The sequence below is a fragment of the Bifidobacterium sp. genome (genome assembly GCF_050874245.1).
Lineage (GTDB): Bacteria > Actinomycetota > Actinomycetes > Actinomycetales > Bifidobacteriaceae > Bifidobacterium.
Map to the genome: position 1 here is coordinate 1 of NZ_JBNMKH010000033.1, position 22,802 is coordinate 22,802.

The window sequence follows — 22,802 nt, forward strand, 5'->3', positions numbered from 1 at the left end:
GCTCAAGACCGGCAATGACGGCAAGGTGAACTTCGCCGGACTTGGCGCGGGCAAGTACCGCATCGAGGAGACCACCGTGCCGGCCGGCATGGTGACCTTCCCGACCGCGCTTGTCAAGATCGACTTCACCGTCGCCGACAACGGCACCATCACCGTCACCAAGGACGACAACAACCTCAAGACCGGCTTCGACGGCAACAAGGACAAGGGCTACACCCTGACCGCCAAGAACGTCGACTCGCTGACCCAGCTGCCGCAGACCGGCGGCGCGTTCAGCATGGCCGCGATGGCGGTCGTCGCGGTGGTCGGCCTCGGCGGCGTGATGCTCATCACCATCAAGTCCCGCCACGGCGCGGACGCCTCCGACGGGGTCGCCGCCTGACGCATGACGCGAACCGGCGGAACCCGCGGCCCCATCCCATCCCGCTTCGACCGGACGGAATGGGGCCGTCCCTTTTTCCCGCAAAGGAGGACCATCGTGGACGACTTCGACCGGCTCGTACGCGAGGCCGCCGCCGCGGCCCCGCACCCCCGGCGGCGGAGCGTGGCGCGCGGCCTCGCGCTGCTCGCGTCGCTCGCCTGCCTGTGGCTGCCCGTCGGCACGGGCCTGGCGCGCGTCGCCGCCGACGCGGCCGTGGTCCGGACGGCCGAGGCGGCATCCGAGGCGGATTCCGGCTCGGTCCGCCTGATCACCGACGCCCGCGCCTACAACGCGAGGCTGGCCGCCACGCAGGTCCCCTCGTCCATCGGCGAGACCGTGGAGGGCGATGCGGTCGAATCCTCGTACGCGTCCGACACCGGCTACCAACGGCAGTTGGACGGCGGCGACGGTGTCATGGCGACCGTGCGTGTGCCTAGGATCGGCGTCGTTCTGCCCGTCTATCACGGCACCTCCTCCCGTGTGCTCGACATCGGCGCCGGCCACGTGCACGGCACGTCGCTGCCGGTCGGGGGGAGGGGCACGCGGACGGTCCTGTCCGCCCACTCGAACGTCCTGACCCCGACCTTGTTCACCCGTCTGGACGAGCTCAAAGCCGGGGATGTATTCTCCATCGACACGCACGGGCTCGTCCTGCGCTACCGTGTCATATCCATCCGGTCGGTCGACCCGTCCGACACATCGGCCTTGGCCATCGAGCCGGGACGCGACTTGGCGACCCTGGCGACCTGCACGGGCACGGGCAACAGCCGTCGCTTGCTCGTCACGGGGGAGCGGTATACGCCCCGCGGGCATGCCTCGGCCGGCGTGGACTGGGGCGGGGCCGTCCGCACCGCCGGATCGGTGGCGGCCGCCGGATGCCTCGTCGGCCTGCCCGCCTGCCGCCTGACCCAGCGGCGCCGCCTCATCATCCGGCATTCCACGGCGGCGAGGCACCCGTTTCTCTAGGAAGGCGGAAGGCTCCCCGTCTTTCCGCGACGCATAGCCGCCAGACGGAGGGCATCCGTCGCGGCCGGCCGGCGGCCATCGACGCCGTCGCGAGATCGGCCGGCCAGGTCGGGAGCCGACCCATGGGCTCCGGTCAAAAATCCGCCGTATGGCGGATGGGTCCTACGGAGGATCTGAGCCCTCCGGCCCCCGGAGCCGAATCGATCGGCACCGGGGGCTTTTCCGTGTCTCCGGGACGCATGGGCGTGAGGGAAAGGGGTTTCCATGGTTTCAAAGCTTTGTGTGTATTTTATTATCCTGTTCTGTTTGGCTATTGAGTTTTTCATGGTCCGCAGAATGACGGAGGGAGGCGGTCTTGGAATAAGGCTGATTCTATATTTCATCGTCGCCATTTTCGGTGCCGTATGCCTCATAGTGATTCTCCTGTCCTGATGCCTTTTCCCGCGTCGTGAGTCCTACAGTCATTAGGTTTTCCGTCACTGTCACCATCGGAAGCTTCGCGCCGACTGTGCCGGACTTTCGGTTCAGATGGCCGCCCGCGGCAACATAAAGCCATTCCCGGAACTGGGCGAATGTCCTTGGGGGCTCCGTTTCTCCGGGACGCATGGGTGGATTGTCCACGGACATAAGGAGTCTTTGCAATGTTTATCAACCGCGTTTTCGTCCATCCGACGTCCGGTATATCCGGAGCCACTGCCTCGTCACCGGTATGCGCCGTGCTGGGGATGCTGTTCTTCGCCGCATTCATCACGCTTGCCGTCATCGCCATCACAGCCTGCGTCATGGCGGCGTTCGACCGCGACGTGGATCACCTGCTTTACGCCGCCATCATCGTGGCCATCGTGGCCGCCCTGCTGGCCATTGCGTGGAGCGTGGCGTCGTGCATGCTGGCTTAAGCCATATGCACATGAGGACACCCCGGAGCCAACTGTATGGCTCCGGGGTGTCCTCATGTGCGGACGGTTTTTGTCCTGCCGATCCACCATGGCCGCGATGTACCATGCGTCACCGGCGCCCGCCTTGGGCGCGGGACCTGCCCGCGTTGGGCGTGCCCTTCGGCTGGTGGTTGTTGCCCTTCGAATCGATCGCCATGACGGCCTCCTTGCTTCGTTCCGGAAAAGGCTGTGCGCACCGGGACGCATGTCCGGCATATCGGAACATCGAGGGAAAGGAGCCCGACATGAGCGACTATGAGGGGCTTGACTACGAGGCGCGTGTGGACGCGGCCATGGACGACGTTCTGGGCCGCGACGGCTGGTGCGGGGTCTGCGGCGGCTGGAGTCCCGCCGACCCGCCGACGTGCGACCTGTGCGGCGTCCGCCTGTGCGGCCGGTGCGCGGTGGAGTATCCCGACGGGGTCTTCGAATGCCCCGACTGCGCCAGGGAGGATATGGACCGCTACGACCGCATCATGGCGCTCGCCGCCCGCCCGGGCGTGCCCGACGCGCTCGTCGACGAGGCCGACCGGCTGTGCGAGACGGCCGACGGGGAGGTCGCCGGCGACGAGTGGCGGCCGCTGTTGGAGCAATTGGAGGCGGTGGCATGAGCGGAACGGGCCATCTGGACTTGGATGCCGCCGACCGCGCGCGGCTGCTTGCCTCGGCGACGGCCTACGCGGCCGGACGGCGCACCTACGTCGTCGGAGCCGTGTCCGACGTCATCGCCGCGAACGCGGGGCGGCTGGACGCGGCCGCGCGGGAGGCGCTGGCCGACGCCATACGGCCCGCCGCGGACGCGGGGGACTCCATCGACGCGCCCGCATGGACCCGCGCGCTGGCCACGCTGGAGACGGCCGCGCCCGACGGTTCGGACGGGCTTGACGGAAGCCCCGTCGACCTGCGCATTCTGCTCTTCTGCGCGTTCCGGCACGACATGGGCGACGACGCAGGCCTGTGGACGCGACTGCTTGACGACCCGCCGGAGGAGATCGACGGGCAATGGCGCGCCATCTCCGCGCGCGACCTGTATGAGGCTGGCTACGCGCCCCAAGGCGCGCCCGAGCCGCCCATCCAGCACCTGGAGCCATTGGGGGACGCTGGCGATCCCGCATGGGGTGAAGTCTACCTGAAGCTGGTCGGAGGCGCGGAATGACCGAGGCATCCAATATCGCGCACGGCCTGCTGCTTCAACACGTGGCCACACCCGACGGACAGCTGGCGCTACCGGTCGACCCGGCGGCCATCGCCCGCGCCGAAGGCATCGACGTACCGTCGGTCGGGGACGACACGGAGCTGGATGATGATCTGGTGCGCGACATGACCGAGGTGCTGACCTCGTTCTGCGCGAGACTGTACGGACGCCGCGCAGCCAAGCACCGTGCGGAGAAGGCGTTGGAGGCGATGCGCGATGAGCGCGTATGAGGCCGTTAGAATTCGGCTCGACCCAACCCCACGGCAGACACGGCTGTTGGAGTCCCATGCGGGTGGTGCGCGTTTCGCGTACAATCTGATGCTCGCGCACGTCCAGCGCCAAATCTCCTTGGGTGAGAAACCGGACTGGACGTTGTACGCGATGCGCCGCTGGTGGAACGAGTGGAAGGACGAAATCGCCCCGTGGTGGCGAGAGAACAGCAAGGAGGCGTACAGCAGCGCGTTTGAATGGCTGTCCCAAGCGTTGAGGAACTGGTCGGACAGCAGGAAGGGCAGGCGCGCGGGCCGTAGGGTGGGCTGGCCGAAATACAAGTCGAAACGCTCCAGTGTCCCGCGTTTCGCATATACGACCGGCAGCTTCGGCCTTATCGAAGACGACCCGAAGGCGTTGAAACTGCCACGCATCGGACGCGTACACTGCATGGAGAACGCCACCGAACGCGTCCACGGCAGACGAATCGTGCGCATGACCGTCAGTCGCCATGCGGGCTTCTGGTATGCGGCCCTCACCGTCGAGCGTCCCACCGAAAGCGTTCCAGCGAAAAACAGAAAACGGAAGAACCGTAATCGTCAGGTCGGCGTGGATTTGGGCGTCAAGACCCTCGCCACCCTATCGGATGGCACCACGTTCCCCAATCCACGCAACTACGTCCGCACGCAACGGAAACTCCGCCACACCCAACAGTCGTTAAGCCGCCGCGATAGGGGCATGAACCATGGATGCGGGTCGAAACGGTACAACAGGGCGTTGGAGCGTGTGCGCCGAATCCACGCTCGCATAGCCGCCCAACGAGCCGACAACATCAGCAAGCTCACCACGTGGCTTGCCGACAATTATTCCGACATCAGCATCGAAGACCTCAACGTGCAAGGCATGAGCCATAACAGGAGGCTTGCCAAACACATACTGGACGCGGACTTTCACGAGTTCCGCCGCCAACTGGAATACAAGACCGCACGCACCGGCACGAGGCTCCATGTCATCGACCGCTGGTATCCAAGCTCGAAGACCTGCTCGAACTGCGGGACGGTGAAAGCCAAACTGCCCCTGTCCGAGCGCGTCTACCATTGCGGGGAGTGCGGACTTGTCATCGACCGCGACCTGAACGCGGCCATCAACATCCAAGTCGCCGGGAGTGCCCCGGAGACGTTAAACGCGCGTGGAGGAAGCGTAAGACATGCCCGCCCCAAAGGCGGGACAACGCGGCATCCGGCGAAACGCGAACCAAGCGGCGGCGAAAGTCGCGTGAGGCTTGGAGCTGGCCTTGGCAACGAGGCCATGCAGATGACTTCGCTCTAGCGACAAGCTAAAACAAAGTCATCTACAACGGGACTTCGCCTACGCCCTGCTCATGCCCGCCGAGATCATGCGGGTCATGTTCGCGTCCGACTTGGACATACCCGAGATGGCGCGCGGATTTGGAGTGCCCTGGTGCCAGGTCCGGCGGCACCTCGCCATGCTCGGACTCGAAGCCTATTGCGAATAAGTCGGGACGCATGGCCCGGACATGGCTGTGAAAGGCGCGGCCGGAAGGAGTCTGGGAAAATGAACGAGTATACACCGATCGATGTCCCGATTCGGTTGGAGGAATGGGACCGCCATGACCGCATCAATGAGGTCGACACCATCGTGGTCGACGTGCGCCCGATCCTCGACGCCACCGACTATGACCATCTTCCCGCCCCGGACGATTGGGATGCGGACTTCATCGCGGAGGAGGCCCAACGGCTGGGCTTGCTCAGATTGTGGAACGGTCCGTTCACCGTAGAACTGCCCGAATGCGGGGAGTACCCCGCCTACATCGAATGGCGCGGAACCCACAGGGTCGTCGAAGGCGCCAGGGAGCGGTTCCACGCCTTGGCGAGGGACGAGATCCTGTCCCGCATCGAAAGGACCCAAGCCGAACTTGACCGGCTCGTGGCCGAGTACAAGGCGATGTGACCGGGACGCATGGCCCGGACGTGACCGCGACGGACGCGGTCGGAAGGAGTCCAAGACCATGACTATAGACGAGCTTATCGAGCGGTTGAAGGCGCTGCCGAAGGACGTGCGCAGGCGTCCGCTCATGGACGGGAAGCCGGCCGTGGGGTACCGCCTCGCGCCGTTGAGTCATATCTCCGTGGAGAAGGTCCTCGCGGCTGAAGACGAGTCCTGCGGCATGGCCGACCCCGAGCTGACGGACGCGGAGAACGTCGCGGAGGCCGGGGACCGGTACGGCATGTCCGCCCGCATCGAGCGCCGCGCGCTCGCCTTCTTCGACTGAGGGGGGCGGACATGGATTCGACATCGGACAAGCGGATCGCCGCAATGCGCGGCTCATTGATGGACACCGCGCTGGAGGCGGCGGAATCCCGCGGGCAGGGGCTTGCGGGCGTGGCGCATGTGCTGTACGCCCTGTACCGTGACGACGGTTTCGCCGGACGCCTGCTGCGCGCGCACGGGCTGGAGTCGGCGGAGATACGCCGGCTCATGGGAACGGTTCCGAACATGCCGCTGGCCGACGGCGGAAAGCCGGTGCCGAACCTGTCCACCCGCCGCATTCTGAAGCACGCGAACGACACCCTGGAGATCCTGCGGTACCTCCAGGGCAACGACCAAGTGGCCGGACTGCTCGCCTCGCATGGCATCGGAAAGCCCGACCGCCAGCCGACGCAGGCGCAGGTTCTGGCCGCGGCGCAAGCGGGCATCGAAGCCGCTGGACCGTTGGCTTCCGGACGGGACTATGGGATGGATCCCGGCTACCTCGCCCGCGTACGGCTCATGCTCGAGGCCGCGCTCGATGGGGAGGGTGCCCGATGATTCCGTTGTGGAACGTAGAGGAATTGGAGGCCGTTCTGCCCGATGATTGCAGGGTGGAACGGAAGAGCGCCCGCATCGACGTCAGGCGGGGACGGGTCACGACGCGGATAATGGACAATCCCACGGGCGGCGACGGCGTGCTGGCGTCGCGCCACACATCCTACATGGACATCGACCGCATCGTCCTACCTGAGTTCGACGCGAAGAGCATCGCCGCGTTCGTCACGGGTCCACTGCCGCAGTCGGAACGGCGGCTACTCAGGGTCGAGGATTATCTGACCGCCATCCGTGACGACGGCGACACGTTCCGAGCCGGTCTTCGCGAGTCCATGCTGGGACGTTGGAGGAGCCTATGCCATTGGCGTTCGAGACTATCCGCCGACCCTGTGCGTGTGTTTATCCACTGGCTCGAATGCGAGACGGCCTACGCGCCCTACGGGGGCGAGGCGAACCGGCTTTACCAGCATATGGCCGACATATTGGAGCGGACTTTTCTGAAGTAAAGACAAAGCAGCGGATGGAGGAGGACGAGTGAACGCACGGACCGAAACACTGGCCGAGGTCATCGACTGGCTCGGAGACGAGGCGGACAGGGAATGGGAGCGCGCCAAAGACGGCCTGAGCGACGGATACGGCGGGTTCGACGCCTACACTCGGGCAATCCAGCACTGTCAGGACATGATTGTCGAGGATGAGGCTTCGAGTGGGAAACACGCGGAAATCGCCCTGTTGAAGCATTTGGCCGACACGTTCGATGAACGGCTCCGCAAGGCCGAACAGGCCAAGGACGGGGGAAGCCGGCTACACGTACAACGACGGCCAGTCGGACGCCTTCGGGTGGGCGGCGACCTACTGCCGACTCATGCTCGAACGGGAACGACGGCACGAAGGAAAGGAACGGAACGATGCATGATTTCTCGCAATGGCTCCAATCAGCGGGCGGTACGGATGATGTGTGCGTACTCCTTATCGTCGGGGCGATTTTATGTATAGCCGTCGTTTTTATGACTGAATCTGTCATTCCGATTCTGCTCGCGTTCGGATGCCTCTTCCTGTCCTTCGGCTTGTCCTCTCCAAGCCTTGAATCGGAAATCGAGCAAATCTGGGGATTGCAGGAGGTCTCGTCCGAATGCGACCTCCCCGACCACGACCTGCCGACCAAGAACATGAAATGCTACGTGACCAACGGAAAAGGACATAAGGAATTGGTCGAAATCCGCGTATCAAAGGACGGCACCAAACTCGGCCTGTACGACACGGACGGCAAGGCACTGAAACAGACGGGAAAGGAATAGTACATTGAAGGACTTCACGAAATGGGCGGCCATGTGGGACGCATACGCCGAATCCAATCCCGGCGACCCCACCCCCGGCACTCCCGCCGCCATCTGCTCCAACATCGGCTTGATAATGGCGATAGGCGGTCTTATCGGAGCCTTCATTCGCTTGGCCTCGGAGTCGGACAAACTGGTCACGACGAGCGTGGCGTCGTCTCTGGCGGCCCTTCTGGGCGTCGCATTGCTGCTCGCGTCATCCTTCCTGCCATCCCACAACGACGTCCACATATCCGAACCGCCCACATTGTCCGAGCAAATCGAGGGGGCATGGAATCTGAACGAGTTGGATGATTGCGAAAACATGGGCCATGGGCTGATGGATAGTCCAAAACTCCCTAAGTCCAGTCTTGAGGATGGCGACTGGAAGTGCGTGGCCTACGCCGACAACCAGCGAACCGAAGTGACCGTTCACATCAAGGGCGACAAGGTCGGCCTGTACAAAGCCGACGGCAAGGCGTTGTTGGCGAAAGGAAAGGATTAGAACATTGAAGGATTTCTCGAAATGGGCGGAGTTGAGCACCAAAGGCGAAGCGAACCTGTGGCCCATCTTCCTCTGCTGTGTAGCCGGTCTGCTTATCGTCGGGATGGTCTGTTTTCTCCTGATGGATGCTCTTGAGGGGGTATTCGAGTTCGTTTTCGGCGTGCTGCTTGCCGGAGCCTTTCTGGTGGCGATGCTTGGCCTTGCGGTCGCAGGTCAGGAGGAATCGTCCACAGAGGCCGAGGATAAGTCATCCGATACCGCCATCTTCACCGTTCAGGTCGAGAAGGAGTTCGGCGTGCGCAACCTGTCATGCCCGGCCAAGGTTATGGACGCGACGTCCGACCTGCCCGACGCGGGCACATACCGGCGCACCGTCTCGGACGGCAGGGACGATTCGGCCCTGAAGGACGTGACGCTCATCGTGACGGCGAACAACAAAGTGGGACTCTACGACAATCAAGGAAAGGAAATGAAATGATTGACCTGACCGAGTGGGCGAACGGTTCCCACAACAGTTTCGGGGACGCCATATATATGGCGACGTTGACCACGGTGCTGGTTTTCGCCGTGCTGGGCGTCGTCTGGCGGGCGGGCAGACGCTTGGCGCTTCGCGCGACGCATCGTATCCCACGGGACGCCCAGCCATTGCTGGAGGACACCAAATTCGTCATATGTCTGGCCCTTGTGGGCGGCTTCGGACTGCTCCTGACGTTGAACCCCGGTCTTCTCGTTCTCCCGAAGGACACCACGTTCACCGAACAGGTGGCGCGACAGGCCGGATTGGAGGCGTTGTCTTGCCCGACCATCCTCGACTCCAAGTACATGCCCAGTCAGGGCAGGTACGAATGCGAGTACGTGGACGCGAAAGGAAAGGCGCACGACATGAGCCTGCTAGTCGCGTCGGGCGACAGGGTATGGCTCTACGACACGAACGGCAAGGCGCTGAAACCAACCGGAAAGGACGAATGATGGTCGATTTCTCAAAATGGGAAGAAGCTTGGAAATCCTACTCCCCATCCAATAATGCAACACCCGGAAGCCCGGCCTACATTTGCAATGAAATCGGCATGACGTTGGCGATAGTGGCCGCAGTCCTTGTCTTGGCTGTGACAGTGTACGCCTACGCCACGGGAGAGGATATCGAACATGGAAAAACGTCCCACATCATCATGTGCATGTTCTCGTTGGCTATCGTGGGAGTGATTCTCATGTTCATGTCAGAACAATTACCCTCCCATTCGACCTCCAGCACGAAGCCACCCACATTATCCAAGCAGATAGAAAGAACTTGGGATCTGGATGCTCTGGATGGTTGCAAGAGGATAGGCGGCGAAGGTGTCTTTGACGGCGAGGATTTGCCTGATTCGCGGTTGAAGGATGGCAATTGGGATTGCGTCGCCCACTCAGACAAGCACACGCAGCATGTGACGGTTTATATCAAAGGCGACAAGGTCGGTCTTTACGACATAGGCGGCGATGCCCTGAAGACAAAGGAGGAAAAGTGAACGGTTTTTCAAGAAAGGCCCTGGCGACACTTCTGGTCCCGGTATGTCTGATGTGCGCCGGATGTGACGAATCCGTTGCGGAAGACACCGGCACCCAGTCGGAGGCCGGAACGGAGAAATCCGTCACCGACTGCGCCAGTTACGACGACGGCCGCACTGGGGAAGGTTACAGCGTTAGGGAATGCGAGATGAAGCTGCGCGACGGTCGTCGCGTGACGTGCGCCGTCCTGATCGGTTATCGCAAGGGCGGCCTGTCCTGCGATTGGGCGAACGCCACAAAAGCAACCGAAAAGACGGAGTAGCCCGCGCCGGGACGCATGGCCTTGGCATGACCACAAAAGGCGCGGCCGAAAACCAAAGGAGCCGAATATGGGTGTCAAGGACATCGAGCCAATGAGCGTGGAACAGGCGGAGAACCCCGCCGGCGAATGTCTCCTACATCATCGAACTGGAGAGCTGACACGACCCCCCGAGGAGGAATACTTCGAGCGCGTCCGGCGGCTGTATGGTTACGAACTCGTCGGAATCATCGAACTGGGGGACGCGTGGGACGAAGCCGACGGCAAGGAAGGCCGCGATAAGCAATCGGAAGGCGGGGAGAATGACCATGACGCTGAATAGGCCGGACGGTGCGGACGCCTTGGAAGAGCTCGCCGGCTGGATCTCCGATCGTATAGACGAGGCGCAGGCCGAGGCCGCGTACTCGCCAAGACTGGACCGGAACGGCCGCATGTATCTGCAGGGCCGCTTCGACGCGCTGAGGCAGACGCTCCGGCGCGTCAAGGATTTCTCGGACAAGAACAAGGAGGACGGCCATGACGCCTAGGGAATACTGGGAACGGCTCAGACGGTCGTTCGACGATAAATACGTCGAAGAGGTCGAAGAACGCTACGGAAAGGAGGACGGCCATGACGCCGAACCAACTCATCGAACAGCTAAGAAACCTGCCATCTGAGGTGATGGACAGACCCATCATGGACGACGATGATACCATCGCGCCCGGCTGGTCGCTCGCCCCGGCCGACATCCGCATCGGAACTGGCGAATTCCTTACCAACGGCGACATCGGTGTCATCCCCGACCCAGACAAGGACCCGGATGAGGATCTGAAGGCCGAGGCCGAGGAGTGGGGGATGCCCCTGCAAAGGGAGCGCCGCGCCACGTTGCATTCGTATATGGAGGACTAATGCGAGACACCGAGGAGAACTGCTGGCTGTTGCTGGATATGGCCCGCGCCATGGGTGGCTACGGCTATGACGAGATGTGGTGGGCTGACGTGTACGAGCCGGACGATTTGGAGTACTCCGCGCCCACCCTGTATGAGGCGTTTGTCCATTCGGATGATTACGATCCGGGCGCCCATTGGGTGCGACGCAAGGAATACGGCGACGGCTTCGAGTCCGTCACGGAGGAAAGCCTGCTGGCCGACGCCTGGCACATGCGCGACGACATCGTGAAACTGGCCCGGCGCGGGGACGTGCGGGAGAGCCTTCCTGACATGGACTTCAATGCGCGGCTGGCGAGGCTGGAGACCGGGGCATAGGTACTCCTGACACCAACGGAAGGATACGGAATATGACCTACGATCGCAAAGATCCGGACGAGGTGCTGTCGCACGCGGGGGAGGCGACCTGGGAGGATGGACAACGCCTGGGTGTCAAAGACGGACCGTTCGGGCTGATCAGCTACCAACCGTTGAAGGCTGGCGTGGCATTGTCGTTCGATACACCCGACGACCAGCACGGCACGGTGCTGCTCACCCGCGAAATGGCGGCCGCCTTCGGGCGTTGGCTGATTCGGCAGGCGGAGGAGTAGCTCAAAATCCGTCAAAGGAACATCCCCACAGCCCATGGAAGCATGGGCTGTGGGGATGTTCCTTATGCCTTACGCCTGCTCGCGCTCCCAATATTCCACGAACGCGATGTGCGCGGTGGAGATGACATACTTGCGCGGGTTCTCGATGGCCGTCCTATCCCAGCATTCCACTAAACCATAATTCCCATCACAGTAATGCTTCCAAGCATACTCGGACACGTTCTTCACGCCCGTGACGGCGAAGAACGGCTTGGTCAGATCAATGGGGTCGGTGGTGTCGATGAACGTCTCCCTGACGCCGTTGACACCAAGCCCCTTCACGATTCCTTCGATATGGATGCGCGTTACTTCCATTTTCGGCTCCTTTTCCGCTCGCCGGGATTTTCCTGCCGGACAAATCTCCTCATGCGTCCCGGTCCGTGCCGCCATCCGCCCGTCCGGGACGCATGTCCCCGGCACGACGGAAAAGGAGCCGATCATGACCATCAATCTGCACGACATCACCGGACAGGAATCGGGAATCATCCTCGTGGAAACGGATGACGGACGACACATGAACGTGGTCGCCAACTGGGGCGCCAATGACGGACTACCGTATCTTTTCGAACCAATGCTCGAACCATTCTCGTTCCTCTTCCTCCAACCGGAGGACGTCCACGTCGAAACCGAACGCATCCACAGCGGGGCGCTCAACGACGAAATCGCCCACGACGGTCTCGAAGACTGGAATCCGTTGGACGACGATTTGGAATCTGACAAACCCTGCGAAGTATACCCGCTGTCGAACGGCTGGATTGTCGTCGCGCCGAAAGAATGGAACTGACGAAATGAAAACACGCGACATCCTCAACACCGTCACTTGCACACTGCCGGACTGGCATGTGTACAACGACCACCAATTCGGACGCATCACCGCATACAACCCTCAAGCGGGATGCGAAGTCGTCGTCGGACTTCCCGACACTGACACCAACACCATTCGCATCGTCCGCACGCGATACGAGCTTGTCGAAGATACAACCGTCCTCAATACGGCCGGCATGGGCGAGGAACAGGCATTGGACGAGCTGGCCCGACTGCTGGCCGCGCCCATGCCGCGCACCGACCGGCTCATGTGGCTGAAGGAACAGTTCGACAAGGGCGCCGAATGGTGCCGAAGCACGCTCCACGACGAACAGGAGGCGAAGGACACCGAGGATATGGCCGAACGGTACATGTGCGTATGCGAGTCCTGCGACAAATACCCCGGACATGACCCGGTGTCCGTGTTCGAAGGGTGGCTGCTGGGCGAGGAGCTTGGCAGCCCGTATGAGACGCGCCGTCAGGCCGCATCGCACATGCTGGCCGACGTGCGCCGACTGGACAGGGAGTGAGCATGCTGAGAATCGAGAAGACGCTGCAATCCGTCCGCGACCTATTGGACAGGCTGAGCAAGGAAGGCGTGGAGTTCGCTCTAACCGAATCGGAATACTCCGACTGTGTAGCGGACATCCGCGACCCTAACAAGGCGTACGTGTTCCTCGAATGCTCGATTCGTCCGAACGGCACCTTCGTCTGGCGGGATTACGACCAGCATAAAGGAGTCTGCAACTTCGACGAGTTCCGCGTGCGGATAATCAATCTCGCAGCGGACGAATACCTCGACAAGGCGAAAGACAAGCACAAACAGTGGGCAGACCTGTGCGAAGGTACGGATACGCCCATGCCCGATTCGCTGGCCGCAGTCGTATCCGACATGGAGAACAAGGCCAACCGTCTGAAAGCGTTGCTGGAACCCGACGACCCGCCACTGTTGGGCGAGCGGGACATCGCAATCCTGACAGACCTTAAACCGTATGGCGTGGTCGAACCGGCGGAGGAATCGCAACGGCTACGTGAACTGGGCGCGATGGAACGCAGATACTACATCGACCAAGTGTTCGACGCGCTGACCGACAAGGGCGAGAAGGCGTTGGAATTCGCGTCGCACGTAGAACGGACGGTTTAATGGCTTCACCGGCGGGCGGAAGAATAACGCCACTGCCGTCAAACGAGTCCTACCAAAGCCCGTTCGACGGCAGATGGGTAGATATGGACGAGGCCGAGGTTTTCTGCGACCTACACGCATGGCGCGTCCACATGGCCGAAACGCTGCTCAAAGCTTTGGAAAAGGATGAATCATGCTGAACCTCAAAGAAGCATCCGCAAAAAGGAACCCCCACATGAATCAGTCAGAACCTAAATCCGACCTCATAGCATGGTTGGAACAACAATGGGACAAGGCCGTCAAAGACTCCGAAACCCCGGACAAGGAACTGTTGGAGAAATACACTTTCTACGACGGCCTCACCACAGCCTACGAATCCACCATTGCCCGATTGAAAAACGTTCCTAATCCATTTCTGCCGTCCTGTCTCAACTATGAAGACATCGACGACAGCAGTCAGGACGTCCAGCCGCAGGTGGGCGACTACGGTGTGGCCATCCGAGACGACGCCGACGGTCAGGAGGAGATACCGTTCCACATCGAACGGGAGGAACGCACCGGACTGCCGGTCGCACTCCTGAACGTGGGACTGTATGCGAAACCGGAAGACAACGTGGACGACGGACAGTATGTGAGCCTGCTCCAGCTGCACCTCGACGGCTACATCCTGAGCAGGACAGGGCGGAGGACGGACGAAGATGAATAGAGCCGACAAAGTCCTGCTGTGGATAAAGCTGGTTTTGAGCTTGGTCCAACTGGTCGCGGCATTGGCTCTCATCGGGCTGCTCCTCGAACCCCAATTGGCGGACGGGATCGACCGGTTGGAGACCGCAATCCACGGTCGGCAAATCACCCTGGAGAGCACCCTCACCGACCGACAGGGCAATCCCATTCCCGGCGCGACGATCACGGTCATCCGGGACAATGGCACCCCTTACAGGGATGACAACGGAAATCCCGCCAGAGACGTCACCGACCGGAACGGCGGATTCAAGATCAAGACGACCGTCAAGGGGTCCTACCGGGTGGAGATCGTTTCGCCGCGGCAAAACCAAAAGGAGTGATGGATCATGGTGGACATGGAGACGATGTCGGGACGCATGAGAGCGGACATGAGACACGTATTCCATGAGACCGGCCGGCTCTGGCCGGTGGCCGACGCGCACGGCGCGACCGTGCTGTTCGGTTCCAAGGACGCCGCCGACCTGTACGCCGCGGAGCATGATGCGACCGTCGGCGCCCCGATGCCGACGATGAAGGCCGCCGCGCTCTGGAGCGCCGCGCGCATGACCCTGGCCGCCGATGGCGGATTGTATGAGATCACGGCATTGCCCGATGTGGAGCGCCGGACCGACGCCAAGCGCCCGGGTGCGAGGGTGAGCGGATTGTCCACGATGGACGTCTTCGCGCGGACCCCGGAGGGCGCGCTCGCCCTCGCCGCCCGCGCGGGCCGTGCTGCCGTCAAGGCGGTTGGAAAGGGCCTCGCTCCGAATCTGGTGGTCGACCGCCTCGTGTACCGCGAACGGCATTGGATGGAAGAGGACTTATGACACGCAGATACTACGCAGTGCTGACCCGGACGGACATGCCGATCATCCCGTACCATGTCCATGCGTTCGACTCGACAGCCCGCCGCGACGCCTGGTGCGCGGGTCCGGTCCCGCGCGGCTTCGACGCCCAGCCTGCCACGGCCCATGCCGCCCTGCGGGACATCCGCGCCGACATGAGCCTCGACGGCGCATGGGGTGTCACGGTCGACGAATATCTGGAGCGCCATCCGGAGCGTTGGCACGACGGCGCCCATGACGCCACGATGGCCGATGCGGCCGCGGGCCTGCACGTCTGGTGGCGCTGGTGCGATGTGAACCGCTGGGAGCATGGGACGTGGGCCGTGTACACGCCCATGGATGACCCGGCCGACGCGGCGCTCGCCGTCAGGCTGGGGGAGAGGCTTCGGGAGTTGCAGTCAAACTCCGGCGTCCTGGACAGGATGTTCACCGGCTTCTCCGACCGCCTGCCGAACGGGGAGCGCGCGGATACGGGCTGGGCGCCGCCGACGTCCACGGCCGTCATGGACGATGGACTGAGGGGGCACATGCGCCGCGCCATCGGGGCGCGGACGTGGCAGGAGTTCCTTGACGCGGTATACAAGCTTGGGCTGTTCCGGGAGGACTAAGGCATGGATGATCGGCCTTCCGTCTCTCCGGCCGCCGCATAGCCCATCGCCGTCATCCCAAGGGCGGGCCGCCGGTCCGCCCTTTCCTTATGCCTTCAAAGGAGTCCAGGTCATGCCCACGCCATCATCATACCCGCCCGAACCGTCACTCGACGCCATCGAAGGGCGCGCCACGTTCGACGGGCACGTCATCCGCCTCGAGCGCTGGGGGCGCGAGGCCGACCGCCGGCGCTGCGCGTACGCCACCGCGCCCATCGGCTCGGTGCGCGGAGTCCAGGTCATGACCACGCCGGACGCGGCCTTCCTCGTCATCGACGTCGTCGCTCCGGACAGCAAAGCCACCGGCATACCCACGCGCCCCGGAGCGCTTACGCGGTCCGTCTGGACGCTCCGCGTGCCCGACCCGGCCAAGGCGGACCGCTTCGCGGACATGGTGGCCCGCCATGCGCCCAAGGAGGCCGTCCCGCTGGAGCGCACGCCGCGCGTCGACCGGAGGCCCGTGCTCCTGATCGCCGTCGCCGCCATGCTCGCCGCCTCGCTGGCCGTGCTGGGCGGCTGGACCGCCTACGAGGCCGGCCAACCGGAGCCGGTGAGGACGAAAGTCGTCAAGCGCACCGTGGTCAGGGAGAGGGTCCGCACCGTCACATCATGCCCGACTCCCGCCCCACCGACGGCGCAGGGGCAGGCCCCGGCCGCGACGACGGAACCGGAAACGGATGCCGCGCCCCAAAGCCAGCCGGCCCAATCCGACGACAGTCAAAGCCAATCGCAATCGACGGACACGGACTCCGGGACGCATGACGACGGGCGGAACCAGACGCAGGAGGGAGAATCGGATGTTTCCGGAGCTGAGGGAGACCAAACCGGACAATGAGACCGCCGCGGGCATGCTCGCCCGCGCGGTGCGGCATAATCTGTCGAGCATGGCGCGCATCAGGGCGGTGACGGGCACCTTGGACCAATGGCTGGCGCCCGTGAAGGGGAGCTCCAAGCCGTTGTTCGCATTCGAGGGCGTGTCCATCATGTACCGGGTCGACGCCGACGGGGCGCGCAGGGTGCGCCCATGGGCGGGCAAACATAAGGTAGATTCGGGACGCATGGCCGCATAAAATGAACAACAGAAAGGAGGTTGCGATGAATCTGAAGGCACGCTTAAGAACGGCGATTGCAAAACGAAATGCCCTGACGGTGGATCAAATGGCTCAATTGTTGGGCTGTCCCAAGCAGGTCGTACTCAATCTGGTCGAGCTGGGGAGGCTGACTCCTTTATCGACGAATCCGTTGGTTTTTTCCCAAGAGGAGGCCCAACGGGGCAAGAAGGAATACGATAGGCGCCAGGAGGCGTTGACGGAAATCATTCACTTAGGGGAGGGGCTGGAATGATCTCCGCCTTTTTGGATACGAACGTACTGTTGGGAATAACGGAAACGGATCTATTGTTGTCCCTATCGGAAACAGGCGGTATGTTGCGTCCATATTGGTCTGAGTACGTTTTTGATGAATTAAAGGAACATCTCCCCGAAAGGCTCGAAGAATCAGGTTCAGAGGATGCTTTTAGGAAAGCTTGCAGACGTATAGATGCCATGAGGTACGCCTTTCCGGAAAGCATGGTTCCTGCATCGAAATGGGAATTGTATTCCTCAATTGCGGAAAAATACGTCAACGACCTCGACGATACGCAAATCCTGGCGGGAGCGATTGCCTGCAATGCAGATTGTCTCGTGACCGACAATCTCAAGGATTTCGACATCAAAGGCATTCAGAGACTGTTTGGAATTTCGACAACATCTACGGATATGTTCCTGCAAACCGTTTTTCATTGTCATCCAACGGTTTTTTGGGATTCGGCGGAGAAGATGGTCAGGAGACACAACAAACCCCCACAGACCCTGGAGGAGCTTTCCAATATCCTCAAGGACCATGGAAGAACAGGGATAGCCTCAGACATGGAGGCCGAAGCCAGAAAAAGACAAATAACCTCGCTGCCCCGAGTGTCACAACACCAAGGACGTGACTCCTTAGGTCGTTTCACGGCCATACAGGGAGACGACTCTGACTTATTCGACGTTTGGGGCCCAAATGGCAATGGTTATTGATTCATCTCGCAAAGAACCACAAGGGCGGGGCCATCATGCCGATGGTCCCGCCCTTGTCGCATTGTCCGCTTTGGACGGCGGTTCAGGGGGTTTGGTGAGAGAGAGAAGACAACCACCGCCCCTGGCGGACATGGTCATCGCGGCGAAGGAGGGCGTGGAGTATACGGCGGAGGACCTCGTTCGACGGCTTGAAGGAATCGACCTCCACGGGCTGACCGCCGCGCGGATCCTATCCAATCTTTAGGAGGGGAAATGGACGACGAAAGGCGGAATGCCCTGACATTGACCCAAATGGCCCGATTGCTGGATTGTTGGAGGTCGCCATCAATGATACCCGCCTCAGACAGTGCCCACCATCTTTAGAAAGACGATGGGCACTGTCTTTATATCGAAAACTCAGCTATGAGGAGAGACGGACAGGGTTGGAGCGAATCGGGTTACGACGTCAGTCACATCATGGACGGTTTGTATGGAGAATCCCTTCGCATTAAGTATGTCGCCATTGAAAACGGACTTCGGTCGATAAACGTTTCTCTCTCCGTAAGACAGTCCGACATCTCGGACAAGCCCGAGGCAATACCCCATGTCACCCATTCCGAGAAGGAAGACACCTGATGTTATCTCATACACGAGATGCGTGTTTTTCGGATTGATGGCCTCCAGCAGCACCTCTGCCTTCAGGTCGGCGAAATGGTGGTTGTCGGTGAATCCCAGCCTCTTCGCATCCAGATGACGTTTTCGAAGTAGTAGCTCATAGAACACCCCAGGGGAGACCGGTCTCGAATCGTTCTTCGCTCTACGCAGATACAAGCCCGTCAGATGTGGATAACATTCACGATGCCAAGAGATTGCAAAACAAAAACCATCCTTACAGTAGATGGTCGTCTCACGTCCGACAAGGTTAGCCTCATACCATTCGGCACCTTCTCTTGCCCTCGCCAAAAGCTGATTGCCGTTCACTAAGAGGCCTTTCGTAAAAAAGGGGAAAGGCGATGACCAGTCGCCTTTCCCGTCAAATCCAAACCATTCGTTACTGTCGGCTACATGACAAAGCCTCTTGACGAGGATACGCAGTCACACATTCCAATGCTTCGGCCGACTGCTGGCCTACAACGCCCATTCACGTCCGCGCAGGTCAATGCACGGGGATGCGCTCACGGTAGCTGGCTCGGATTCTTTCCAGCCCATGGCCTGACCCGACCGGAAAGTCCAAGCATGGGCCAAAAGCTGTTACCTGCAATAATATCAACATGGTCGGACTGAGGCGTCTGACGCCCCTGTCCACGGACCCGCCGACGTTCTCCTCAGAGGAGGCATGGCGGGGCAAAAGGGAATGCGACCGGCGCCGAAAAGCCGTGGAGGAGATCATCCGGCTGGGCGAAGGGCTGGAATAAGCGACAGGGGCGGAATCATCATGCCAATGATTCCGCCCCTGTCGCATTGTCCGCCCAAGGCGGCGGTTTCAGGGGGTTTTAGTGAGGGAGAGAAGACAACCACCGCCCCTGGCGGACGCCTTCATGCTATGCGCGCATCAGACGACGCCAAGCCCACATGGTCGCGCCCGGTGTGGCGGCGGCGAGGAACGCCAGATAGAACGTGGTGGTCCAGCCCTGCGATTGGGCGGTGATGGTCGCCGCGAGCAATGCGAGGCAAACGATGGTGTAGACGGCTTTTCCGATGGTCTTCATGACGGGCTCCTTTTTCTCCGTTGCCCTCGTCATGCGTCCCGGTGGTTCAGGCGGCCATGCCGGGACGGAAGGCGGTGCAGCGGTCCAGGTCCAACCGCTCGCAGCTGATGCAGGAGACACCCATCGGGAACGCGCCGAGCAGCCGCTCGGCCGTTTCCAGCGTGGAGGCCGTCATCATGATGGTCGCGCCGTCAGGCAGGGACTGCATGGCGTGGCGGAAGCGGGCCCGCTTGCGGGCGGCCGCCGCGGCCATCGCGTTCCAGCGGGCCACGTTCGGATTGTTGTCCGGATTCGGGATGGGCTCCGAGGCGCCCATGGCCCAGTAGTCGACCGACTCGACGGCGAGCGTGTCGCCTGGCCGCACGCGCCCCACGGCGTCCAACGCGCCGCCGAGGTCGTTGAGTCCGATGCCATGGATGCCGTCGGGCATGTCATGCGGCAGGCCGCAGGGCACGGCGACGAGCCAACGGCGGCCCGTGCCTCCCTCGAGCCGTCCGAGCAGGGTCAGGGAGCGTTCCCGGCGGGTTCCACCGGCGATGATCAGATTCGTCATGCGTTCCGGCTATGCGCGACGCATAGCCTCCGTCATGACCTTTCTTCTCGCATGCGCCGCGTTGATACTGCTGCTGACCGGGCATTGGGGGTGGGCGCTGGTCGTCCTGCTCCTGTTGCTACTGCTCTCCCCGTCCGGAAAAACGTCTTCAGGAACCGGGAACACACCAAGCCCCAAGCCCGCCTCGTACGCGCCGGAGGAACGGCACGAGCACCCCGCGGCGCGCGTGCGCCGCGAGACCACGCTGGCCCCGCTCGTACGCCCGTCCGGACCGGCCGACGCGGACTATGGCGTGGACGCGTTCGCGTTCCATGACTGGCTTGCGTCACCGGATGTGATGGGCACACCGGCAGGCGGCCTGGAGGCGGGCGGCGAGGCCTCCGGCATAACCGGCTACAACGTGGCCGCCGGCGTCAAGGGGGAGCTGTCGGTCGCCCACATGCTCGCATCCAAGGACCTGAAGGGCGCGCGGGTCTACCTGTCCTGCCACAATCCGGGCGATGCGTCGGGCGCCGCGGACATCGACGTCATCGTGGCGACCGGACGGACCGTCTGGCTGCTGGACGCCAAACACTACGCGCCCGCCCGCGACGGCATGTGGCTGGTGCCCACCACCGCCGACCCGGGTTCGTGGAAACCGTACGACCTGAGAGCCTACGGCCCGGACGCGAACGTCGAGGGCGTGCCGCTGGCCTCGCTCGACGGAATAGCGCCCGACCGCTCCTACCATGCGTCCGGCAACATGGCGTGGGCCGCGGACGAGATCCGCAAGGCGCTGCCGGGCGTCGACGTGCGCCCGGTCGTGCTACTGTCACGCACGGCGCGCGGCACGTACGGCGTCATGCGCGGCACCGTCTTCCCGGGCGGGGTGCCGGTCACCACCGCCGACGAATGGGCCGCGTCGTTCTCCTCCGAGGGCACTCCGAGCAAGCAGTCCGACTACTACCTGTACAAGCTCGTCAAGAACGCCTAGCCACATCCCTGGCCATGGCGACCGCCTCGTCGTATCCGACGTGCTCCGCCGGTTCGGCGGGCGGGTCGTCGGTGACGGCCATGGCGAGCACGCGGGGGCGCCCGAGCGTGCCGTAGTCCCAGCCATCCGGAGCGTAATCGTCGTTCCAGTCCACGTAGGCGACGGACTTGAAACCGTGGGAACCGTATAGGCAAGGCAATGCGCCTTGAATGTCATAGCAGTCAAGCCTGCGGGCGCCGAGCTCCACCGCCTTGGCGACGACATCCCCGCCGGCGTGCTTTCCGGGACGGGAGAACACGGACACCAGCTCATCACCCTCGGCGATGGCGAACCCCGCTTTGCCATCCTCCGTGAGGAACATACGGTATCGTTCGTATTCCTCCGGTGCATGGACGTCGACGGCCGCCGCAAACGGATTGCCATCATCCTTCAGTGCGCCGATGCATGACGCGAACAGTTTTGCCCCGTCGCGTCCTTTGACCTCATAGAACCTGTTCGAGCCGTCGGCCGGGCATCCCATGTCGACCGCGTCGACCCCACCCAGAACGGAATCCTCCGCCGGTGCGGTCAGATCGGAGGCATCGCCCGCACCGGATGATCCGCGTGCGAAACGTCCTCCGGTCGGTATTCCCTTGGGTTCGCGCCTTCTGTTCGTAGTGTCCGCCATGTCCAGCTCCTTTCATACGGGGGATATGCGCAGTGGGACGCATAAGCGTGTGAAAAAGGCTTTCCAAGACAAGGAGAAAAGGTATGAACGAAACGATCCAGCGGTCCATCGACCGCAACTTCGAACGCATCCTGCATGACGGACGCGGTGCTGCGTACGTCGGCCATGAGGATTGGCTTAGGGAGGGACTCGCCCTCATGGCCAAAGACGAGCTTGGCAAGGGTTCCTCCCCGGCCGACACGGCCGCGTTCCTCGACACGGTGGACCCGGCCGCCCCGGGCGTCATGAGGATGTATTTGTGAACGACCTGGTTGAATTCGCCATTGAGCGCAACTACGATCGCATCCTGCACAGCGAACGCGGCGAGCAGTATGACGGTTGCGAGGATGATCTCAGGGAGGGGCTGCGGCTACTGGCCGAACACGGCCTGAAATACGGCGACTCGGTCGAGAAGGTCGTCTCCAACCTGAACACGACCGACCCGGCCGCGCCCGGCATGGCCCTGCTCTACTGCTGACGGAAGCGGACGCATACACGTTCCCATGACCTGGGAGAACGAAAGGCGCGCCATCTGCCGCGCCATGCTGGATGCGGCCGACAATGGGACCACGCACGCCGTGTACGTCTGCTGGACCGCCTACAACGGATTCGCCGACGCGGACGCACTGCTCGGCCTCGGCTCCGGCCGGTACATGGAGCTCCCGCCCGACGAGCGCGAACTCGCCCGTGAAAGGGTGACGGCGCTCGGCCGCGACCTGAAGGCAGCCGCCGCCCGGCATGGCGAGCCGGAGCCGACGGAGGCGCGGCTGACCCGCGTCCACGGCGTCGGACTGGAACTGAATGTCCGCACCGGCCGGCCGGAATGGGCGGCGGACCCCGACGGTATGCCCGCCGACCTTTTTCTCGAATGGCGGGCCGGGCTGAAGACGACCCGCGCGGCCCGATGGGCGCGGCGGCATGCCGTGGCCGACGTGGACCCGCTTTGGGA

Annotated in this window: 42 protein-coding genes and 1 pseudogene; 38 read left to right on the forward strand and 5 right to left on the reverse strand. The window is 62.4% G+C overall.

Annotated features, from left to right (window positions below; genetic code table 11):
* The 23 genes and pseudogenes from ACR0P8_RS05060 to ACR0P8_RS05170 all read left to right on the forward strand — a co-directional run.
* Positions 1-382: prealbumin-like fold domain-containing protein (locus ACR0P8_RS05060; RefSeq protein ID WP_432624088.1), on the forward strand; the 382-nt coding region annotated here is incomplete at its 5' end.
* Between the two features lie 96 nt (positions 383-478).
* Positions 479-1,387 carry a class C sortase gene (locus ACR0P8_RS05065; RefSeq protein WP_432624089.1) on the forward strand — a complete coding sequence of 303 codons (909 nt, stop codon included), beginning with the start codon at positions 479-481 and terminating at the stop codon, positions 1,385-1,387.
* A gap of 641 nt (positions 1,388-2,028) precedes the next feature.
* A complete protein-coding gene (locus ACR0P8_RS05070) occupies positions 2,029-2,283 on the forward strand; it encodes a hypothetical protein (protein WP_432624090.1) in 255 nt (84 codons plus the stop codon).
* A 284-nt stretch (positions 2,284-2,567) separates the two neighbouring features.
* The gene (locus tag ACR0P8_RS05075; RefSeq protein ID WP_270308380.1) at positions 2,568-2,933 is read left to right on the forward strand and encodes a hypothetical protein; all 366 of its coding nucleotides are present in this window, start codon (positions 2,568-2,570) and stop codon (positions 2,931-2,933) included.
* Positions 2,930-3,478, forward strand: coding sequence for a hypothetical protein (locus ACR0P8_RS05080; protein WP_432624091.1), 549 nt, complete (start codon positions 2,930-2,932; stop codon positions 3,476-3,478). The genes ACR0P8_RS05075 and ACR0P8_RS05080 overlap by 4 nt, the downstream gene beginning before the upstream one ends.
* Positions 3,479-3,600: 122 nt before the next feature.
* A pseudogene (locus ACR0P8_RS05085) lies at positions 3,601-3,747 on the forward strand (IS607 family transposase); the annotation flags it as partial.
* Positions 3,734-5,056, forward strand: a complete 1,323-nt coding sequence (tnpB, locus tag ACR0P8_RS05090; RefSeq protein ID WP_432624092.1) for an IS607 family element RNA-guided endonuclease TnpB — start codon at positions 3,734-3,736, stop codon at positions 5,054-5,056. The pseudogene ACR0P8_RS05085 and the gene tnpB, both read left to right, overlap by 14 nt.
* 246 nt (positions 5,057-5,302) lie before the next feature.
* Entirely contained in the window at positions 5,303-5,698 is a 396-nt protein-coding gene (locus tag ACR0P8_RS05095; protein ID WP_432624093.1) for a hypothetical protein, read from the forward strand.
* A 58-nt stretch (positions 5,699-5,756) separates the two neighbouring features.
* The gene (locus tag ACR0P8_RS05100; protein ID WP_151907975.1) at positions 5,757-6,020 is read left to right on the forward strand and encodes a hypothetical protein; all 264 of its coding nucleotides are present in this window, start codon (positions 5,757-5,759) and stop codon (positions 6,018-6,020) included.
* Positions 6,021-6,031: 11 nt separating this feature from the next.
* The gene (locus ACR0P8_RS05105) at positions 6,032-6,556 is read left to right on the forward strand and encodes a Clp protease N-terminal domain-containing protein (protein WP_432624094.1); all 525 of its coding nucleotides are present in this window, start codon (positions 6,032-6,034) and stop codon (positions 6,554-6,556) included.
* A gap of 110 nt (positions 6,557-6,666) precedes the next feature.
* A complete protein-coding gene (locus tag ACR0P8_RS05110) occupies positions 6,667-7,059 on the forward strand; it encodes a hypothetical protein (RefSeq protein WP_432624095.1) in 393 nt (130 codons plus the stop codon).
* A gap of 28 nt (positions 7,060-7,087) precedes the next feature.
* Positions 7,088-7,549, forward strand: coding sequence for a hypothetical protein (locus ACR0P8_RS05115; RefSeq protein WP_432624096.1), 462 nt, complete (start codon positions 7,088-7,090; stop codon positions 7,547-7,549).
* Positions 7,550-7,560: 11 nt separating this feature from the next.
* Positions 7,561-7,851, forward strand: coding sequence for a hypothetical protein (locus ACR0P8_RS05120; protein WP_151907977.1), 291 nt, complete (start codon positions 7,561-7,563; stop codon positions 7,849-7,851).
* Between the two features lie 4 nt (positions 7,852-7,855).
* The gene (locus tag ACR0P8_RS05125) at positions 7,856-8,374 is read left to right on the forward strand and encodes a hypothetical protein (RefSeq protein WP_432624097.1); all 519 of its coding nucleotides are present in this window, start codon (positions 7,856-7,858) and stop codon (positions 8,372-8,374) included.
* Positions 8,375-8,378: 4 nt separating this feature from the next.
* Entirely contained in the window at positions 8,379-8,852 is a 474-nt protein-coding gene (locus tag ACR0P8_RS05130) for a hypothetical protein (protein WP_432624098.1), read from the forward strand.
* Positions 8,849-9,343 (forward strand): hypothetical protein, encoded by a 495-nt coding sequence (locus ACR0P8_RS05135; RefSeq protein ID WP_432624099.1) that lies wholly within the window; start codon positions 8,849-8,851, stop codon positions 9,341-9,343. Before ACR0P8_RS05130 ends, ACR0P8_RS05135 begins: the two co-directional genes overlap by 4 nt.
* On the forward strand, positions 9,340-9,879 hold the full coding sequence (locus ACR0P8_RS05140; protein WP_151907981.1) for a hypothetical protein: 540 nt from the start codon (positions 9,340-9,342) through the stop codon (positions 9,877-9,879). Before ACR0P8_RS05135 ends, ACR0P8_RS05140 begins: the two co-directional genes overlap by 4 nt.
* Positions 9,876-10,181 carry a hypothetical protein gene (locus ACR0P8_RS05145; protein ID WP_432624100.1) on the forward strand — a complete coding sequence of 102 codons (306 nt, stop codon included), beginning with the start codon at positions 9,876-9,878 and terminating at the stop codon, positions 10,179-10,181. The genes ACR0P8_RS05140 and ACR0P8_RS05145 overlap by 4 nt, the downstream gene beginning before the upstream one ends.
* Before the next feature lie 67 nt (positions 10,182-10,248).
* Positions 10,249-10,500 carry a hypothetical protein gene (locus ACR0P8_RS05150; RefSeq protein WP_432624101.1) on the forward strand — a complete coding sequence of 84 codons (252 nt, stop codon included), beginning with the start codon at positions 10,249-10,251 and terminating at the stop codon, positions 10,498-10,500.
* Positions 10,487-10,705: a hypothetical protein gene (locus ACR0P8_RS05155; protein WP_432624102.1), complete on the forward strand. Its 219-nt coding sequence runs from the start codon at positions 10,487-10,489 to the stop codon at positions 10,703-10,705. The genes ACR0P8_RS05150 and ACR0P8_RS05155 overlap by 14 nt, the downstream gene beginning before the upstream one ends.
* An 83-nt stretch (positions 10,706-10,788) precedes the next feature.
* A complete protein-coding gene (locus tag ACR0P8_RS05160; RefSeq protein ID WP_151907983.1) occupies positions 10,789-11,067 on the forward strand; it encodes a hypothetical protein in 279 nt (92 codons plus the stop codon).
* Positions 11,067-11,423: a hypothetical protein gene (locus ACR0P8_RS05165; RefSeq protein WP_432624103.1), complete on the forward strand. Its 357-nt coding sequence runs from the start codon at positions 11,067-11,069 to the stop codon at positions 11,421-11,423. The genes ACR0P8_RS05160 and ACR0P8_RS05165 overlap by 1 nt, the downstream gene beginning before the upstream one ends.
* A 32-nt stretch (positions 11,424-11,455) precedes the next feature.
* Positions 11,456-11,695, forward strand: coding sequence for a hypothetical protein (locus ACR0P8_RS05170; RefSeq protein WP_432624104.1), 240 nt, complete (start codon positions 11,456-11,458; stop codon positions 11,693-11,695).
* Positions 11,696-11,764: 69 nt separating this feature from the next.
* Here the strand turns inward: ACR0P8_RS05170 and ACR0P8_RS05175 are convergent, their stop codons facing one another.
* A complete protein-coding gene (locus tag ACR0P8_RS05175; protein WP_270313350.1) occupies positions 11,765-12,049 on the reverse strand; it encodes a hypothetical protein in 285 nt (94 codons plus the stop codon).
* 124 nt (positions 12,050-12,173) lie between these two features.
* Between ACR0P8_RS05175 and ACR0P8_RS05180 the strand changes: the two genes are divergently transcribed.
* From ACR0P8_RS05180 to ACR0P8_RS05230, 11 genes are all read left to right on the forward strand, one after another.
* Positions 12,174-12,518 carry a hypothetical protein gene (locus tag ACR0P8_RS05180; protein ID WP_432624105.1) on the forward strand — a complete coding sequence of 115 codons (345 nt, stop codon included), beginning with the start codon at positions 12,174-12,176 and terminating at the stop codon, positions 12,516-12,518.
* 4 nt (positions 12,519-12,522) lie between these two features.
* Positions 12,523-13,068: a hypothetical protein gene (locus ACR0P8_RS05185; RefSeq protein WP_432624106.1), complete on the forward strand. Its 546-nt coding sequence runs from the start codon at positions 12,523-12,525 to the stop codon at positions 13,066-13,068.
* Between the two features lie 2 nt (positions 13,069-13,070).
* Entirely contained in the window at positions 13,071-13,682 is a 612-nt protein-coding gene (locus ACR0P8_RS05190) for a hypothetical protein (protein ID WP_432624107.1), read from the forward strand.
* A gap of 214 nt (positions 13,683-13,896) precedes the next feature.
* Positions 13,897-14,367: a hypothetical protein gene (locus ACR0P8_RS05195; RefSeq protein WP_432624108.1), complete on the forward strand. Its 471-nt coding sequence runs from the start codon at positions 13,897-13,899 to the stop codon at positions 14,365-14,367.
* Positions 14,360-14,725: an Ig-like domain-containing protein gene (locus tag ACR0P8_RS05200; RefSeq protein ID WP_432624109.1), complete on the forward strand. Its 366-nt coding sequence runs from the start codon at positions 14,360-14,362 to the stop codon at positions 14,723-14,725. The genes ACR0P8_RS05195 and ACR0P8_RS05200 overlap by 8 nt, the downstream gene beginning before the upstream one ends.
* 6 nt (positions 14,726-14,731) lie before the next feature.
* The gene (locus tag ACR0P8_RS05205; protein WP_432624110.1) at positions 14,732-15,211 is read left to right on the forward strand and encodes a hypothetical protein; all 480 of its coding nucleotides are present in this window, start codon (positions 14,732-14,734) and stop codon (positions 15,209-15,211) included.
* Positions 15,208-15,837, forward strand: coding sequence for a hypothetical protein (locus tag ACR0P8_RS05210; RefSeq protein ID WP_432624111.1), 630 nt, complete (start codon positions 15,208-15,210; stop codon positions 15,835-15,837). Before ACR0P8_RS05205 ends, ACR0P8_RS05210 begins: the two co-directional genes overlap by 4 nt.
* Before the next feature lie 112 nt (positions 15,838-15,949).
* Positions 15,950-16,711, forward strand: coding sequence for a hypothetical protein (locus ACR0P8_RS05215; RefSeq protein ID WP_432624112.1), 762 nt, complete (start codon positions 15,950-15,952; stop codon positions 16,709-16,711).
* Entirely contained in the window at positions 16,674-16,946 is a 273-nt protein-coding gene (locus ACR0P8_RS05220) for a hypothetical protein (RefSeq protein ID WP_432624113.1), read from the forward strand. Before ACR0P8_RS05215 ends, ACR0P8_RS05220 begins: the two co-directional genes overlap by 38 nt.
* A gap of 25 nt (positions 16,947-16,971) precedes the next feature.
* Positions 16,972-17,220 (forward strand): hypothetical protein, encoded by a 249-nt coding sequence (locus ACR0P8_RS05225; RefSeq protein ID WP_432624114.1) that lies wholly within the window; start codon positions 16,972-16,974, stop codon positions 17,218-17,220.
* The gene (locus tag ACR0P8_RS05230) at positions 17,217-17,933 is read left to right on the forward strand and encodes a hypothetical protein (RefSeq protein WP_432624115.1); all 717 of its coding nucleotides are present in this window, start codon (positions 17,217-17,219) and stop codon (positions 17,931-17,933) included. Before ACR0P8_RS05225 ends, ACR0P8_RS05230 begins: the two co-directional genes overlap by 4 nt.
* A gap of 396 nt (positions 17,934-18,329) precedes the next feature.
* Here ACR0P8_RS05230 and ACR0P8_RS05235 read toward each other — a convergent pair whose 3' ends face one another.
* The 3 genes from ACR0P8_RS05235 to ACR0P8_RS05245 form a co-directional block, all read right to left on the reverse strand.
* The gene (locus ACR0P8_RS05235; RefSeq protein ID WP_432624116.1) at positions 18,330-18,893 is read right to left on the reverse strand and encodes a PBECR4 domain-containing protein; all 564 of its coding nucleotides are present in this window, start codon (positions 18,891-18,893) and stop codon (positions 18,330-18,332) included.
* Positions 18,894-19,453: 560 nt separating this feature from the next.
* Positions 19,454-19,621, reverse strand: a complete 168-nt coding sequence (locus ACR0P8_RS05240) for a hypothetical protein (protein WP_432624117.1) — start codon at positions 19,619-19,621, stop codon at positions 19,454-19,456.
* Positions 19,622-19,667: 46 nt separating this feature from the next.
* The gene (locus ACR0P8_RS05245) at positions 19,668-20,075 is read right to left on the reverse strand and encodes a hypothetical protein (RefSeq protein WP_432624118.1); all 408 of its coding nucleotides are present in this window, start codon (positions 20,073-20,075) and stop codon (positions 19,668-19,670) included.
* Positions 20,076-20,157: 82 nt separating this feature from the next.
* On the opposite strand from ACR0P8_RS05245, the gene ACR0P8_RS05250 reads away from it, so the two are divergent.
* Entirely contained in the window at positions 20,158-21,147 is a 990-nt protein-coding gene (locus ACR0P8_RS05250) for a nuclease-related domain-containing protein (protein WP_432624119.1), read from the forward strand.
* On the opposite strand, the gene ACR0P8_RS05255 is transcribed toward ACR0P8_RS05250, so the two are convergent.
* Entirely contained in the window at positions 21,134-21,814 is a 681-nt protein-coding gene (locus ACR0P8_RS05255; RefSeq protein WP_432624120.1) for a hypothetical protein, read from the reverse strand. The two genes, ACR0P8_RS05250 and ACR0P8_RS05255, sit on opposite strands and share 14 nt — an antisense overlap.
* 83 nt (positions 21,815-21,897) lie before the next feature.
* On the opposite strand from ACR0P8_RS05255, the gene ACR0P8_RS05260 reads away from it, so the two are divergent.
* From ACR0P8_RS05260 to ACR0P8_RS05270, 3 genes are all read left to right on the forward strand, one after another.
* Positions 21,898-22,116, forward strand: a complete 219-nt coding sequence (locus tag ACR0P8_RS05260; protein WP_432624121.1) for a hypothetical protein — start codon at positions 21,898-21,900, stop codon at positions 22,114-22,116.
* Positions 22,113-22,331: a hypothetical protein gene (locus ACR0P8_RS05265; protein WP_432624122.1), complete on the forward strand. Its 219-nt coding sequence runs from the start codon at positions 22,113-22,115 to the stop codon at positions 22,329-22,331. The genes ACR0P8_RS05260 and ACR0P8_RS05265 overlap by 4 nt, the downstream gene beginning before the upstream one ends.
* 25 nt (positions 22,332-22,356) lie before the next feature.
* Positions 22,357-22,802, forward strand: a 446-nt coding sequence (locus ACR0P8_RS05270; protein WP_432624123.1) for a hypothetical protein, incomplete at its 3' end; no start/stop codon positions are given.

Excerpts from the sequence above, each read along its gene's own strand:
- ACR0P8_RS05070 (WP_432624090.1), top strand. The coding sequence starts at position 2,029 with ATGTTTATCAACCGCGTTTTCGTCCATCCGACGTCCGGTATATCCGGA.
- ACR0P8_RS05075 (WP_270308380.1), top strand. The coding sequence starts at position 2,568 with ATGAGCGACTATGAGGGGCTTGACTACGAGGCGCGTGTGGACGCGGCC.
- ACR0P8_RS05080 (WP_432624091.1), top strand. The coding sequence starts at position 2,930 with ATGAGCGGAACGGGCCATCTGGACTTGGATGCCGCCGACCGCGCGCGG.
- tnpB (WP_432624092.1), top strand. The coding sequence starts at position 3,734 with ATGAGCGCGTATGAGGCCGTTAGAATTCGGCTCGACCCAACCCCACGG.
- ACR0P8_RS05095 (WP_432624093.1), top strand. The coding sequence starts at position 5,303 with ATGAACGAGTATACACCGATCGATGTCCCGATTCGGTTGGAGGAATGG.
- ACR0P8_RS05100 (WP_151907975.1), top strand. The coding sequence starts at position 5,757 with ATGACTATAGACGAGCTTATCGAGCGGTTGAAGGCGCTGCCGAAGGAC.
- ACR0P8_RS05105 (WP_432624094.1), top strand. The coding sequence starts at position 6,032 with ATGGATTCGACATCGGACAAGCGGATCGCCGCAATGCGCGGCTCATTG.
- ACR0P8_RS05110 (WP_432624095.1), top strand. The coding sequence starts at position 6,667 with ATGGACAATCCCACGGGCGGCGACGGCGTGCTGGCGTCGCGCCACACA.
- ACR0P8_RS05120 (WP_151907977.1), top strand. The coding sequence starts at position 7,561 with ATGACTGAATCTGTCATTCCGATTCTGCTCGCGTTCGGATGCCTCTTC.
- ACR0P8_RS05135 (WP_432624099.1), top strand. The coding sequence starts at position 8,849 with ATGATTGACCTGACCGAGTGGGCGAACGGTTCCCACAACAGTTTCGGG.
- ACR0P8_RS05140 (WP_151907981.1), top strand. The coding sequence starts at position 9,340 with ATGATGGTCGATTTCTCAAAATGGGAAGAAGCTTGGAAATCCTACTCC.
- ACR0P8_RS05150 (WP_432624101.1), top strand. The coding sequence starts at position 10,249 with ATGGGTGTCAAGGACATCGAGCCAATGAGCGTGGAACAGGCGGAGAAC.
- ACR0P8_RS05155 (WP_432624102.1), top strand. The coding sequence starts at position 10,487 with ATGACGCTGAATAGGCCGGACGGTGCGGACGCCTTGGAAGAGCTCGCC.
- ACR0P8_RS05160 (WP_151907983.1), top strand. The coding sequence starts at position 10,789 with ATGACGCCGAACCAACTCATCGAACAGCTAAGAAACCTGCCATCTGAG.
- ACR0P8_RS05165 (WP_432624103.1), top strand. The coding sequence starts at position 11,067 with ATGCGAGACACCGAGGAGAACTGCTGGCTGTTGCTGGATATGGCCCGC.
- ACR0P8_RS05170 (WP_432624104.1), top strand. The coding sequence starts at position 11,456 with ATGACCTACGATCGCAAAGATCCGGACGAGGTGCTGTCGCACGCGGGG.
- ACR0P8_RS05175 (WP_270313350.1), bottom strand. The coding sequence starts at position 12,049 with ATGGAAGTAACGCGCATCCATATCGAAGGAATCGTGAAGGGGCTTGGT.
- ACR0P8_RS05180 (WP_432624105.1), top strand. The coding sequence starts at position 12,174 with ATGACCATCAATCTGCACGACATCACCGGACAGGAATCGGGAATCATC.
- ACR0P8_RS05185 (WP_432624106.1), top strand. The coding sequence starts at position 12,523 with ATGAAAACACGCGACATCCTCAACACCGTCACTTGCACACTGCCGGAC.
- ACR0P8_RS05190 (WP_432624107.1), top strand. The coding sequence starts at position 13,071 with ATGCTGAGAATCGAGAAGACGCTGCAATCCGTCCGCGACCTATTGGAC.
- ACR0P8_RS05195 (WP_432624108.1), top strand. The coding sequence starts at position 13,897 with ATGAATCAGTCAGAACCTAAATCCGACCTCATAGCATGGTTGGAACAA.
- ACR0P8_RS05200 (WP_432624109.1), top strand. The coding sequence starts at position 14,360 with ATGAATAGAGCCGACAAAGTCCTGCTGTGGATAAAGCTGGTTTTGAGC.
- ACR0P8_RS05205 (WP_432624110.1), top strand. The coding sequence starts at position 14,732 with ATGGTGGACATGGAGACGATGTCGGGACGCATGAGAGCGGACATGAGA.
- ACR0P8_RS05210 (WP_432624111.1), top strand. The coding sequence starts at position 15,208 with ATGACACGCAGATACTACGCAGTGCTGACCCGGACGGACATGCCGATC.
- ACR0P8_RS05215 (WP_432624112.1), top strand. The coding sequence starts at position 15,950 with ATGCCCACGCCATCATCATACCCGCCCGAACCGTCACTCGACGCCATC.
- ACR0P8_RS05220 (WP_432624113.1), top strand. The coding sequence starts at position 16,674 with ATGTTTCCGGAGCTGAGGGAGACCAAACCGGACAATGAGACCGCCGCG.
- ACR0P8_RS05225 (WP_432624114.1), top strand. The coding sequence starts at position 16,972 with ATGAATCTGAAGGCACGCTTAAGAACGGCGATTGCAAAACGAAATGCC.
- ACR0P8_RS05230 (WP_432624115.1), top strand. The coding sequence starts at position 17,217 with ATGATCTCCGCCTTTTTGGATACGAACGTACTGTTGGGAATAACGGAA.
- ACR0P8_RS05240 (WP_432624117.1), bottom strand. The coding sequence starts at position 19,621 with ATGAAGACCATCGGAAAAGCCGTCTACACCATCGTTTGCCTCGCATTG.
- ACR0P8_RS05250 (WP_432624119.1), top strand. The coding sequence starts at position 20,158 with ATGATCAGATTCGTCATGCGTTCCGGCTATGCGCGACGCATAGCCTCC.
- ACR0P8_RS05255 (WP_432624120.1), bottom strand. The coding sequence starts at position 21,814 with ATGGCGGACACTACGAACAGAAGGCGCGAACCCAAGGGAATACCGACC.
- ACR0P8_RS05260 (WP_432624121.1), top strand. The coding sequence starts at position 21,898 with ATGAACGAAACGATCCAGCGGTCCATCGACCGCAACTTCGAACGCATC.